Annotated in this window: 11 protein-coding genes and 1 pseudogene; 10 read left to right on the top strand and 2 right to left on the bottom strand. The window is 70.9% G+C overall.

Annotated elements, in window-relative coordinates; translation table 11 throughout:
• Positions 1 to 518: pseudogene (locus ACXJKL_RS06200) on the top strand (helix-turn-helix domain-containing protein); the annotation flags it as partial.
• 128 nt (positions 519 to 646) lie between these two features.
• On the opposite strand, the gene ACXJKL_RS06195 reads toward ACXJKL_RS06200, so the two are convergent.
• Positions 647 to 1,333 carry an ion channel gene (locus ACXJKL_RS06195; protein WP_457206188.1) on the bottom strand — a complete coding sequence of 229 codons (687 nt, stop codon included), beginning with the start codon at positions 1,331 to 1,333 and terminating at the stop codon, positions 647 to 649.
• Positions 1,333 to 3,489 (bottom strand): glycogen debranching protein GlgX, encoded by a 2,157-nt coding sequence (glgX, locus tag ACXJKL_RS06190; RefSeq protein WP_457206187.1) that lies wholly within the window; start codon positions 3,487 to 3,489, stop codon positions 1,333 to 1,335. Before glgX ends, ACXJKL_RS06195 begins: the two co-directional genes overlap by 1 nt.
• Before the next feature lie 81 nt (positions 3,490 to 3,570).
• Between glgX and ACXJKL_RS06185 the strand changes: the two genes are divergently transcribed.
• The 9 genes from ACXJKL_RS06185 to ACXJKL_RS06145 all read left to right on the top strand — a co-directional run bounded on the left by ACXJKL_RS06185 (position 3,571) and on the right by ACXJKL_RS06145 (position 10,349).
• Entirely contained in the window at positions 3,571 to 4,362 is a 792-nt protein-coding gene (locus tag ACXJKL_RS06185; RefSeq protein ID WP_457206186.1) for an enoyl-CoA hydratase/isomerase family protein, read from the top strand.
• 79 nt (positions 4,363 to 4,441) lie between these two features.
• A complete protein-coding gene (locus tag ACXJKL_RS06180; protein ID WP_457206185.1) occupies positions 4,442 to 4,801 on the top strand; it encodes a hypothetical protein in 360 nt (119 codons plus the stop codon).
• 173 nt (positions 4,802 to 4,974) lie between these two features.
• The gene (locus ACXJKL_RS06175) at positions 4,975 to 5,778 is read left to right on the top strand and encodes an electron transfer flavoprotein subunit beta/FixA family protein (RefSeq protein WP_457206184.1); all 804 of its coding nucleotides are present in this window, start codon (positions 4,975 to 4,977) and stop codon (positions 5,776 to 5,778) included.
• 25 nt (positions 5,779 to 5,803) lie between these two features.
• Positions 5,804 to 6,766 carry an electron transfer flavoprotein subunit alpha/FixB family protein gene (locus ACXJKL_RS06170; RefSeq protein ID WP_457206183.1) on the top strand — a complete coding sequence of 321 codons (963 nt, stop codon included), beginning with the start codon at positions 5,804 to 5,806 and terminating at the stop codon, positions 6,764 to 6,766.
• Positions 6,767 to 7,144: 378 nt separating this feature from the next.
• Positions 7,145 to 8,425 carry a glutamate-5-semialdehyde dehydrogenase gene (locus tag ACXJKL_RS06165; RefSeq protein WP_457206182.1) on the top strand — a complete coding sequence of 427 codons (1,281 nt, stop codon included), beginning with the start codon at positions 7,145 to 7,147 and terminating at the stop codon, positions 8,423 to 8,425.
• 52 nt (positions 8,426 to 8,477) lie between these two features.
• Entirely contained in the window at positions 8,478 to 8,627 is a 150-nt protein-coding gene (locus ACXJKL_RS06160) for a hypothetical protein (RefSeq protein WP_457206181.1), read from the top strand.
• Positions 8,627 to 9,253: a nicotinate-nucleotide adenylyltransferase gene (nadD, locus tag ACXJKL_RS06155; RefSeq protein ID WP_457206180.1), complete on the top strand. Its 627-nt coding sequence runs from the start codon at positions 8,627 to 8,629 to the stop codon at positions 9,251 to 9,253. Before ACXJKL_RS06160 ends, nadD begins: the two co-directional genes overlap by 1 nt.
• On the top strand, positions 9,250 to 9,696 hold the full coding sequence (gene rsfS / locus ACXJKL_RS06150) for a ribosome silencing factor (protein ID WP_457206179.1): 447 nt from the start codon (positions 9,250 to 9,252) through the stop codon (positions 9,694 to 9,696). Before nadD ends, rsfS begins: the two co-directional genes overlap by 4 nt.
• Positions 9,693 to 10,349 carry a histidine phosphatase family protein gene (locus ACXJKL_RS06145; RefSeq protein ID WP_457206178.1) on the top strand — a complete coding sequence of 219 codons (657 nt, stop codon included), beginning with the start codon at positions 9,693 to 9,695 and terminating at the stop codon, positions 10,347 to 10,349. Before rsfS ends, ACXJKL_RS06145 begins: the two co-directional genes overlap by 4 nt.
• Positions 10,350 to 10,450: the final 101 nt, after the last annotated feature.

Raw genomic sequence — 10,450 nt, 5'->3', positions numbered from 1 at the left:
CCTCGAAGGTGACCCCGATGGACCTGTTGACGCGCATGATCGAGCACCACCTGTGGCTGACCGGCGAGATGCTGGACCGGGCAGCACGGCTGACCGACGCCCAGCTCGACGCCCCGATCGAGATCCCCATCGGGACCATCGACGACGACATGACGATCCGCTCCGTGCTCGGCCGGCTCGTCGGTCAGCTCGCCCAGTGGAACGCCGCCTCCTCGCAGCGTCGCTACGACTGGGACGAGCGCGGCAAGTCGCTCGCGACGCTGCGCCGCGAGCTGTCCGAGGAGGGCCCCGCGTTCCTCGCCCAGCTGCGGCAGACGATCGAGGAGGGCCGCCTCGACGACACGTTCGTCGACGTCACCTGCGAGCCGCCGCGCGTCTTCACGTACGGCGGGATGGTCGCCCACGTGCTCACCTTCGCCGCCGTACGCCGCGTCGTCGTCCTCGGGGCCTTCGAGACGGCGGGCATCACCGACCTCGACGCCGGTGACCCGATCGAGTGGGTCGCCGCTCCGGCCTGACGGGGGACGACAGCTCCGCTGCCTGAGGCCTCAACAACTGGCGGCGTGCGACACGGATCGGCCCGATCCGCCCGTCGTACGCCGCCAGTCGCGCACCCGGAGCCGCGCTCACTCACCCCGGCGGAGCCTCAGTCGAGGCGCCGTCCGTCGCGCGCGGCGGTCCGGGCCACGGTGAGCGCGATCATCCGGGCCACGACGAGCGCGATGTAGAGCATCCCCGCGATCTGCTCGATCATCACGAAGGACCGGGCGTGCGGCCGGATCGGCACGATGTCGGAGAGCCCGGTGCTGGTCATGGTCGTGACCGACAGGAAGAGCATCTCGAACCACGACTTGGCGTCGAGCGGGTCGCCCACGACGGAGAACGAGCCCGGCCAGACCAGGTCGACGGCGAGGTAGAGGTAGGCGAAGCCCCACGCCACCACCGTGAACGTCGCGCCCGTGGCGTACAGCTCGTCGGTGGTCACGACGTGGTCGTCGAACATGTACCGCAGCAGCGCGAAGGCGGTGTAGAAGTAGAAGGCCGCGTGGAAGATCGACGACCACAGCACCACCGGTTCCACACCGGGCTCGATCGCCTCCCAGATGGTCAGCACGACGACCGGCAGCCCGAGCACGGCCGACACCCAGCTCAGCGCCGGGGTCATCCGGACCGCGAAGACGGCCAGCGCCAGGACCAGCAGGGCGAAGGTCGAGAAGATCGCCCGGCCCAGCGGCTGGTCGCCGAGGAACGGGTAGAGCAGGATCCCCAGCAGCTGAACGATGAGCAGGTCGGCGCAGGGGTGCCGCACGACCGGGATCTCCCGCAGCCTCATCACCTGACCTCCCGGAGCACCACGACCGAGCGGGCCTGCTGCACCAGCGTGCCGCCGGTCGAGACCGGGGTACCGATGGGGTTGTCGGGGCAGGTCGACACCACGACCTCCCCCTTGTGCACCCACGCGTTCTCCGGCAGGCGCACCTCGACGTCCTCGGAGGACGCGTTCAGCCAGATGACGAAGGAGGAGTCCCGCAGCTGCTCGCCGCGGGGGCCGGGGGAGCGGAGCGGGTCTCCCGACACGAACATCCCCACCGAGTGCAGGCCGTCGTCGTGCCAGTCGGAGGGGGTCATCTCGCGTCCGTCGGGGTGCATCCAGGCCAGGTCCTTGGGGCCGCCCTTGATGGCCGGACGCCCCTCGAACCAGTGCCGCTGCCGCAGGGCGGGATGGTCGCGGCGCAGCCGCAGCGCGGTCTTGGTGACCTCGTAGACGTCGAGCCACGCGTCATCGGGGCGCCAGTCGATCCATGACGTCTCGTTGTCCTGGCCGTAGGCGTTGTTGTTGCCACCCTGGGTGCGGCCGCGCTCGTCGCCGGCGGTGAGCATCGGCACGCCGTTGGACAGGCACAGCGTCACCATCAGGTTGGCCGCCTGCCTGCGTCGCAGCGCGAGCACCTCCGGGTCGTCGGTCTCGCCCTCGACCCCGCAGTTCCACGACCGGTTGTTGTCGGTGCCGTCGCGGTTGTGCTCGCCGTTGGCCTCGTTGTGCTTGCGCTCGTAGGACACGAGGTCGCGCAGCGTGAAGCCGTCGTGGGCGGTGACGAAGTTGACCGACGCGTACGGCGAGCGGCCGTCGTCGGCGTACAGGTCGCTGGATCCCGCCAGCCTCGTGGCCACCGTCCGGACACCGGAGGTGTGGCGGCGCCAGAAGTCGCGGACGGTGTCGCGGTACTGGTCGTTCCACTCCACCCACGGCGGCGGGAACTCCCCGACGCGGTAGCCGTCCATGGAGGCGTCCCACGGCTCGGCGATGAGCTTGACGTGCCGCAGGACGGGGTCCTGCCCGATCGCGGTCATCAGGTGGCTGCCGAGGTCCACCGCCTGGCCCGTGCGGGTCAGCGCGCTCAGCAGGTCGAAGCGGAAGCCGTCGACATGCATCTCGCCCACCCAGTAGCGCAGCGAGTCCAGGATCATCCGCAGGCTCTGGGTGCGGCTGGCGTCGACGGTGTTGCCGCAGCCGGTGACGTCCCAGTAGGTGTCGGGTCCCGGCTTCAGCGGGTCGGGGTCCACGACGCGCTGGTAGTAGCCGAGGTCGTCGAGGCCGCGGAAGCTCAGCGTCGGCCCCTCCGGGCCGGCCTCGGCCGTGTGGTTGTAGACGACGTCGAGGATGACCTCGATGCCGGCGGTGTGGAACGCCTTGACCATCTCCTTGAACTCCCGCACCTGCTGGCCGCGATCACCCGAGGAGGAGTACGCGTTGTGCGGTGCGAAGAAGCCGAGGGAGTTGTAGCCCCAGTAGTTGACCAGCCCCCGCTCGGCGAGCGCGGGCTCGCTGAAGAACTGGTGGATCGGCAGCAGCTCGACCGCCGTCACGCCCAGGTCGTGCAGGTAGTCGGTGACCGCCGGCGTCGCCAGCCCGGCGTACGTCCCGCGCAGGTGCTCGGGGACGCGGTCGTGCAGGGCGGTCATGCCCTTCACGTGCAGCTCGTAGATCACCGTGTCGCGCCAGCGACGGCGCATCGGCACGTCGCCCTCCCAGTCGAAGGCGGGGTCCACCACGACGCTGCGGGCCGTGTACGGCGCGGAGTCGAGGTCGCTGCGCAGCTCCGGATGGTCCACGTCGTGGCCGTAGATGGCCGGGTCCACGGTGAGGCCGCCGGCCACCGCGGTGGCGTAGGGATCGAGCAGCAGCTTGGCCGGGTTGAAGCGCAGGCCGCGGTCGGGGTCCCAGTCGCCGTCGACGCGGTAGCCGTACCGGGTCCCGGGGCGCAGTTCGGGCACCGCGCAGTGCCAGATGCCGAGCGAGTACTCCGTGAGGTCGATGCGGCGCTCGGCGTCGCGGTCGTCGTACAGGCACAGCCAGACGGCGCGGGCCAGCGGCGCGTAGACCGCGAAGTTGGTCGACTCGCTCGTCCACGTCGCGCCCAGCGGCCAGTTGCGGCCGGGCCACACCTCGGTCGTCTCGCCCTGGTGCTCCCACATTCCCGGTGTCACGCCCGGCATTGTCCCTGATTGAATGCCGGAACCCGGCACAGACCGTCCACCGATCGCACTGAGTGCGCACGAAGGAGTGACATGACCGACGCAACGCGTGAGTTCGTCCGGCTCGAGGTGGCCGACGGAGTGGCCACGATCCGTCTGGACCGCCCCAAGATGAACGCCCTGGACGTGCAGATGCAGGAGGAGATCCGGTCGGCGGCGCTGGAGGCGACCGAGCGCGACGACATCCGGGCCGTGGTGGTGTGGGGCGGCGAGCGCGTCTTCGCCGCGGGCGCGGACGTCAAGGAGATGGCCGACATGTCCTACACCGACATGGTCAAGCGCTCCGGGGGCCTGCAGTCCGCCTTCTCGGCGGTCGCCCGGATCCCCAAGCCGGTGGTCGCGGCGGTCAACGGATACGCCCTGGGCGGGGGCTGCGAGCTGGCGATGTGCGCCGACATCCGGATCGCGGCGGACGACGCCACGCTCGGCCAGCCCGAGATCCTCCTCGGCATCATCCCCGGTGCCGGTGGCACCCAGCGGCTGACCCGGCTCGTGGGTCCCAGCCGGGCCAAGGACCTCATCTTCTCGGGTCGGTTCGTCAAGGCCGACGAGGCGCTGGCCATCGGGCTGGTCGACCGAGTCGTCCCGGCCACGGAGGTGTACGACGCCGCGGTCGCGTGGGCGGGCCAGTTCAGCAGCGCCGCGTCGTACGCCGTCCGGGCCGCCAAGGAGTCGATCGACCGGGGCATCGAGGTGGACCTCGAGACCGGCCTGGAGATCGAGCGACAGCAGTTCGCGGCACTCTTCGCCACCGAGGACCGTGCCATCGGCATGCAGTCGTTCGTTGAGCAGGGGCCGGGCAAGGCCGCCTTCGTGGGACGGTAGCCCCCGCGCACGCCGGCGGACCGCCGGTGACAACCCTGCTCACCACCCCACGACCCAGGATCCCCGGAAGGACACCACTGTGGCCAAGGACGACACCAGCACCACCGAGAAGTCGAGGAAGAGGAGCGGTGCCGCGACGACCGCCGCGCTCCGCGCACGCATCGCCCAGCTGGTCTGGCTGGTCTGCGTGCTGTGCGCCTTGGCGTGCGCCCTCGGCGCCCTCCTGGTGGCCCTCAAGGCCAACACCGACAACGAGCTCGTCGTCTTCATCAAGGACGCGGCGAGCGCCGTGGACCTGGGGGTCTTCGACCGCAGGGACGGGGTCCTGAAGTTCGACGGCGAGAACGCCGCGACCAAGAACGCGCTGGTCAACTGGGGGCTCGCCGCGATCGTGTGGCTGATCATCGGCCGGGTCCTGGACCGGATCATCCGTCCCTGACCCAGGATGTCTGGACGTCGACGCTGACAGCGTCACTGTGAGTAACCCCACCGCGGACCCTGTTCCGCGGTGGGGTTACTGACTTGTAACCTCGCCACCACACCATCCTCGGATCCGACGGGCCCCTGCCCGACGGGTCACCAGCACAGGAGGGGCCGCAAAGGCCACACACCATGAACATTGTCGTCTGTGTGAAGTACGTGCCCGACTCGACTGCCGACCGGCACTTCGAGGAGGACTACACCGTTGACCGGGTCGGCGTGGACGGTCTGCTGTCCGAGCTCGACGAGTACGCCGTGGAGCAGGCGTTGCAGCTGAAGGAGAAGCGCGAGGGCGAGGACGTCACCGTCACCGCGCTGTGCGTGGGTCCGGAGAAGGCCGTGGACGCGGCCCGCAAGGCGCTGCAGATGGGCGTCGACGCCGCGGTGCACGTGGTCGACGACGCGATCGCCGGCTCGGACTACGCGGCGACGTCGCTGGTGCTGGCCAAGGCCATCGAGAAGATCGGCCAGGACAAGGGCGCCGTGGACCTCGTCGTGTGCGGCATGGCGTCGACCGATGCCTCGGGCAGCGTGATCCCGGCGATGCTGGCCGAGCGCCTGGGCCTGCCGCAGGTGACGCTGGCGTCGGTGATCGAGTCGCAGGGCGACCAGGTTCGCATCAAGCGCGACAACGAGGGCTCCACCGAGGTCATCGGCGCCACGATGCCGCTGGTGCTGTCGGTGACCGACCAGTCCGGCGAGGCGCGCTACCCGTCGTTCAAGGGCATCATGGCGGCGAAGAAGAAGCCGCTGGAGACGCTGTCGCTGGCCGACATCGGGGTCGAGGCCGACCAGGTCGGGTTGTCGGTGGCGTGGACGCAGGTCGAGGACACGACCGCCCGCCCGCCGCGCACGGCCGGCGAGATCGTCAAGGACGAGGACGGGTCGGGTGCTGCGGCGCTGACCGAGTTCCTCGCCTCCAAGAAGTTCATCTGAGCGCCCGGGATAGGGAGACAYAGACATGAGTGAAGTCCTGGTTGTCATCGACCACGCCGAGGGCGAGGTCAAGAAGCCGACGTACGAGCTGCTCACCATCGCCCGTCGTCTGGGGGAGCCGTCCGCGGTGTTCTTCGGCGCCGCCGGTCAGGGTGACGCGGTGGCGGAGAAGGTCAAGGCGTACGGCGCGGAGAAGGTCTACGTGATCGACGACGCCGAGCTGAAGGGCTACCTGGTGGCCCCGAAGGCCGAGGCGCTGCAGCAGCTGGTGGAGACGTCGTCCCCCGCCGCGGTGTTGATCCCCTCGACGTTCGAGGGCAAGGAGATCGGTGCCCGGCTGGCGATCAAGATCGGCTCCGGCCTGATCACCGACGCCGTCGACGTCCAGTCGGGCGATGGTGGCCCGGTGACGACGCAGAGCGTGTTCGCGGGCAACTACACCGTCCAGGCCAAGGTCACGACGGGTACGCCGATCATCACGGTGAAGCCGAACTCGGCGGCTCCGGAGGAGTCGGCGGGTGCCGGTGCGGTGGAGGCGTTCGCCGTCACCATCTCGGATGTCGCGAAGACGGCTCAGATCATCGCCAGCCAGCCGCGGCAGTCGACGGGTCGCCCGGAGCTGACCGAGGCCGCGATCGTGGTCTCGGGCGGGCGTGGCACGGGCGGCAACTTCGAGCCGATCGAGGCGTTCGCGGACTCCCTCGGTGCGGCGGTGGGTGCCTCGCGGGCCGCGGTGGACTCGGGCTGGATGCCGCACGCGTTCCAGGTCGGGCAGACCGGCAAGACGGTCTCGCCGCAGCTCTACGTCGCCAACGGGATCTCGGGTGCGATCCAGCACCGGGCCGGGATGCAGACCTCGAAGACGATCGTGGCGGTCAACAAGGACGAGGAGGCCCCGATCTTCGAGCTCGTGGACTTCGGTGTGGTGGGCGACCTCCACACGGTCCTGCCCGCTGCGACCGAGCAGGTCACCCAGCGCAAGGGCTGACCCTCCCGTCGTACGACGCACACCAGGACGCCCCCGACCGCACAGGTCGGGGGCGTTCGCGCGTCCCGGTCGGCGAGCGGGCAGTTGCGTTGCGCTGGGGAGCGGTCAGCGGGCGGTTGCGTCGCGCTGGGGAGCGGTGAGCGGGCGGTTGCGTCGCGCTGGGGAGCGGTGAGCGGGCGGTTGGGTCGCGCTGGGAAGCGGGCGGCGATGTTCCCGCGGTACGGAAGTGCCCGCTCGGCGGTGTGGAGCGGTACGGAAGTGCCCGCTCGGCGGCGGTACGCACGTGCCCGCTCAGTAGCGGGGGCGGCGGACCATCCAGCCCCCCCCGACGGCTGAGACAGCGTGCCGAGTGGGCGGCGCCCGACCTACGCTCGGTGCATGAGCTCCGACGACTCCACGCACGACCGGGCCGACCACGAGGCCGGGGTCCGCGAGGTCGCCACCCGCGCCCGGACCGCCAGCCACGACCTGGCGCTGGCCACCCGCGCCACCAAGGACGCGGCCCTGCACGCCATGGCCGACGCCTTGCTGGAGCAGGCGCCGACGGTGCTGGCCGCCAACGCCGAGGACGTCGCGCGGGCCGAGCAGGCGGGCACCCCGGCCCACATCATCGACCGGCTGCGCCTCACCGACGACCGGCTGGCGGCGATGGCCGCGGGCCTGCGCGACGTCGCCGGCCTGGCCGACCCGGTGGGCGAGGTGGTCCGGGGCTCGACGCTGGCCAACGGGCTCGAGCTGCGCCAGCTGCGGGTCCCCTTCGGCGTCATCGGGATGATCTACGAGGCCCGGCCCAACGTCACCGCCGACGCCGCCGGCATCTGCCTCAAGTCGGGCAACGCCGTCCTGCTGCGGGGGTCCTCGAGCGCGCGGTCCAGCAACGCCGCCATCGTCGRGGTGCTCCGCGGTGCCGTCGTCGCGGCGGGGCTGCCGGCGGACGTCGTCCAGCTGGTGCCCGGCGACAGCCACGACTCGGTCAAGGCGCTCATGCGGGCCCGCGGCCTGGTGGACGTGCTGATCCCGCGCGGGGGCGCGGGCCTGATCCGCAGCGTCGTGGAGGAGTCCACGGTGCCTGTCATCGAGACGGGGGTCGGCAACTGCCACGTGTACGTCGACGCCTCGGCCGACCTCGACCAGGCGCTCGCGATCGTGGTCAACGCCAAGACCCAGCGCACGAGCGTGTGCAACGCCGCCGAGTCGCTGCTCGTGCACGAGGTCGTCGCGGACGACTTCCTGCCCACCGTCATCGACGCCCTGCGTGCCCACGACGTCACCATCCACGGCGACGAGGCGTTCGCGGAGTACGACGACGTGGTCCCGGCGACCGACGAGGACCACGCCACCGAGTACCTCTCCTCCGACATCTCCGCGGCCGTCGTGGCCGACGTGGAGGGCGCCATCAGCCACATCCGCCGCTTCTCGTCGGGCCACTCCGAGGCGATCGTGGCCCGCGACCAGGCGACGATCCGGCGCTTCGTGGCAGCCGTCGACTCGGCCGCGGTGCTGGTCAACGCGTCGACCCGGTTCACCGACGGCGGCGAGTTCGGCTTCGGCGCCGAGATCGGCATCAGCACCCAGAAGCTGCACGCCCGCGGGCCGATGGGACTGACCGAGATGACGTCCACCAAGTACGTCGTGGTGGGCGACGGGCACGTGCGCTGACGGGGTGGGCGCCGAGGCACGTCCCTCGCTCCCAGGGCGATAGGATCGCGCCATGTCGCTGAACGCCCTGACGATCCTGGCCGCCGAGTCCCACGACGCGCCCACCATCCACCCCTACCTCGTGGGTGGCATCGCCCTGGCGATCCTCCTCAGCCTGTTGCTGGCCCTGGTCGCATTCGGCGGCGGGCGCGAGCACAGCTGATGCCCCGTCGTGTGGGCGTGATGGGTGGCACCTTCGACCCCATCCACCACGGCCACCTCGTCGCGGCGTCCGAGGTCCAGGCCTGGTTCGACCTCGACGAGGTCGTCTTCGTGCCGACGGGCGCCCCGTGGCAGAAGGCCGACCGCGAGGTCTCGCCGGCCGAGGACCGCTACCTGATGACGGTCATCGCCACGGCCTCCAACCCGCGCTTCAACGTCTCACGCGTCGACATCGACCGCACCGGGCCGACGTACACCATCGACACGCTGCGCGACCTGCGGGCCGAGATGCCGGACGCCGAGCTCTACTTCATCACCGGCGCCGACGCACTGGCCGACATCTTCACCTGGCGCGACGTCGACGAGCTCTTCGCCCTCGCGCAGTTCRTCGGCTGCACCCGGCCGGGCTACGACATGGACCCGGCCACCATCGACAAGATCCCCTCCGACAAGGTCACCATGGTCGAGATCCCGGCCCTGGCGATCTCCTCGACCGACTGCCGTGCGCGCAGGCGTCGCGGCGAACCCGTCTGGTACCTCGTGCCCGACGGCGTCGTGCAGTACATCGCCAAGCACGACCTCTACACCACCACTGCGGGAGACACTCCCGACAAGGAGCCCGTATGACTGCCACCGACCACGCCATCGAGCTCGTCCAGGTCGCCGCTGCCGCGGCGGCCGACAAGCTCGCCCAGCAGGTCATCGCCTTCGACGTGAGCGAGCAGCTCGCCATCACCGACGCCTTCGTGCTCGCCTCGGCGACCAACGAGCGTCAGGTCAAGGCCATCGTCGACGAGGTCGAGGACAAGCTCCGCGAGCACGGCGCCAAGCCCATCCGCCGCGAGGGCCACCGTGAGGGACGCTGGGTGCTGCTGGACTACGGCGAGATCGTCGTGCACGTGCAGCACGAGGAGGAGCGCCAGTTCTATGCCCTCGAGCGGCTGTGGCGCGACTGCCCGGTGATCTCCGTGGACGTCACCACCCCGGCGGTCACCGAGGTGCCCGGGGCGGCCCACGCGGGCACGACGGACGCCGAGTCCGCCGACGCCGGCACCGCAGACGAGGAGTGAGCGCTCCTCGCACCCTGGTCCTGCTGCGGCACGGCCAGACGGCGTGGAACGCCGAGGGCCGCGCGCAGGGTCATCTCGACGTGGGTCTCGACGACGTGGGGCGCGCCCAGGCGGCGGCCGTGGCCCCGGCCATCGCCGCGCTGCGGCCCGACGTCCTGTGGAGCTCCGACCTCGCCCGCGCCGCGACCACCGCGGCCGTGGTCGCCGAGGCCACCGGGCTCACGGTCCGGCACGACGCACGCCTGCGGGAGTACGACGTGGGGGAGCGGGCCGGCCTCACGATCCCCGAGTTCGCGGCGGCGTACCCCGCCGAGCACGCACGCTGGGCGGCGGCCGGCGGCTCCTTCGAGCATGCCGACGCGGTCCCCGGTGCCGAGTCCACCGACGACGTGCTGGATCGCGTCCTGCCCGCGCTGACCGAGGCCCTCGCCTCGGCGCCGCCCGGCGGCACCGCGTGCGTCGTCAGCCACGGGGCGGCGCTCAAGGCCGCCACGATTGCACTGCTGGGCTGGGACCGGACCGCGTCCGTGTCCCTGCGCGGGATGGACAACTGCGCCCACACGGTGCTGGACGACGCGGGTCCTGCGGCGTCCCTGCGCCTCGTGGCGTGGAACCGGACCCCCGATTTCGCACCCCGCACATCGGTTGGCTAATATTCTGCGAGTTGTCCGAGGGAGCCCGCTCCCGAGGACGCACCCGTTGGGGGTGTGGCGCAGCTGGTAGCGCATCTGCATGGCATGCAGAGGGTCAGGGG

Source organism: Nocardioides sp. P5_C9_2, assembly GCF_054049555.1.
This window is presented reverse-complemented; position numbering and strand designations above follow the sequence as displayed.

What these genes read in the sequence shown, in the direction of transcription:
- ACXJKL_RS06160 (WP_457206181.1), top strand. Translation starts at nt 8,478, where the DNA reads ATGTCGCTGAACGCCCTGACGATCCTGGCCGCCGAGTCCCACGACGCG.
- ACXJKL_RS06170 (WP_457206183.1), top strand. Translation starts at nt 5,804, where the DNA reads ATGAGTGAAGTCCTGGTTGTCATCGACCACGCCGAGGGCGAGGTCAAG.
- rsfS (WP_457206179.1), top strand. Translation starts at nt 9,250, where the DNA reads ATGACTGCCACCGACCACGCCATCGAGCTCGTCCAGGTCGCCGCTGCC.
- ACXJKL_RS06185 (WP_457206186.1), top strand. Translation starts at nt 3,571, where the DNA reads ATGACCGACGCAACGCGTGAGTTCGTCCGGCTCGAGGTGGCCGACGGA.
- ACXJKL_RS06175 (WP_457206184.1), top strand. Translation starts at nt 4,975, where the DNA reads ATGAACATTGTCGTCTGTGTGAAGTACGTGCCCGACTCGACTGCCGAC.
- ACXJKL_RS06195 (WP_457206188.1), bottom strand. Translation starts at nt 1,333, where the DNA reads ATGAGGCTGCGGGAGATCCCGGTCGTGCGGCACCCCTGCGCCGACCTG.